This is a genomic window from Methylobacterium sp. WL8 (assembly GCF_008040045.1).
Taxonomy (GTDB): Bacteria; Pseudomonadota; Alphaproteobacteria; order Rhizobiales; family Beijerinckiaceae; genus Methylobacterium; species Methylobacterium cerastii.
In genome coordinates, this window is the sequence record NZ_VRVF01000181.1 from 1 (window position 1) to 1373 (window position 1373).

The window sequence follows — 1373 nt, forward strand, 5'->3', positions numbered from 1 at the left end:
AAGCAGCGGCTCAATCACCGCCCACTCCGCATCCGTCAGGTCAAACCGCGCCATCCTCGGTCCTCCATTCGGAAAACCAACGACCCACCGCCCAAACCGTGCCAACCGTTATGGGTTCACGACCTAGGACTGCGCTGACGCCTCTGCTGTGAGGAGAGCGTCGGCGAGTTGGGTGATGCGCTCACGCCAGGCGAGGGGATGAAGCCAGCGTTCCGGGATGGCGGACGCGCCGTAGAGGGCACCGGCGAGCTGGCCGGTGACCGCACCGACCGTATCCGCGTCATCAGCGAGGTTGACGGCGAGAGTGACGGCTTCCTCGAAGGTGGTGGTGGTGCCCACAGCCCACAGGGCGGCTTCGAGCGTGTGAAGGACGTAGCCGGAGGAGCGGATCTGCTTGCGGGTTTTGCCGCGCCAGGAGCCCTGGGCGATTTCATGAATGGCGGCGTCGCCAGTTCGTTTTACGGGGGTGAGGTCGTCGTCCATGCCGCTGATGAAGTGCCGGGGGCGCAGACCGTCGGTGTCGGCGCCGATCCAGGGGCGTGGACGCAGCACGTCGGGTTGGCCGAGAATGGCTTCGCGGAGCAGCTGGACGAAGTAGGCACAGGCCTCAACCGCCTGAGGAGCGCCGTGGGTCGTTCGGCTTTGTGCCTCTGCGATTCGTTCGGCTTCGCCGGGGTTATGAAGGGTGACGAGGGCGACGGGGGCGAGCCGCATCAGGGAGCCGTTGCCGGCGGTGTCGGGATCGGTTGAGCCAGCGTAGGGATCGCCGTTGCGTTCGAAGCGGACCAAGGCTTCGCGCGTGGCGATGCCGACGTCGAAACATTGACCCGTGCAGGAATTGTCGCCGTTTCGAAACCACGCGACAAAGCGGGTCATGAGGTCGGCGGGGTCGAAGCCGGGGGCATGAAGGAGGCTCTCCGCGAGGGCCAGCTGCTGGGAGGTATCGTCAGTCCATTCCCCGGGCGCGAGCTGGAAGGGGCCTCCGCCGGTCATCTCGGTGTGCTGAGGGAGGATATCCCGGCGGCTGAATTCGAGGGTGGTGCCGAGCGCGTCACCGACCGCGAAACCGAGGAGGGCGCCACGGGCACGTTCGAGCACGCCCGGGGCCGGATGAAGTGGCTGGTTCACGATGAAGCTCCGGAGGTGGCGGTCGGATGAGTCCGAACGGGAGCTGAAGGTTCACATAGACGCCGGGTTTCTTGACGGGTGGGTTTGGCCTCAGAAACGGAATGGGATGCAGAGGTAACGGAATAGCACCCAGCTAAGGCACTGCCACTGATAGTGAAGTTGGGCGCACCGGGGACTGCCAGAAGGAATTAGCTTGGCAGGGCGGTGCGAGAGTGCGGCGGGGGAGCCGTTGGGTAGGGGTAGCC

1 protein-coding gene is annotated in these 1373 nt (G+C 65.5%); it reads right to left on the reverse strand.

The window, feature by feature from the left end; all coding sequences use genetic code 11:
• Positions 1-123: 123 nt before the first annotated feature.
• Positions 124-1128, reverse strand: coding sequence for an ADP-ribosylglycohydrolase family protein (locus FV234_RS25775; RefSeq protein ID WP_147832436.1), 1005 nt, complete (start codon positions 1126-1128; stop codon positions 124-126).
• Positions 1129-1373 lie beyond the last annotated feature (245 nt).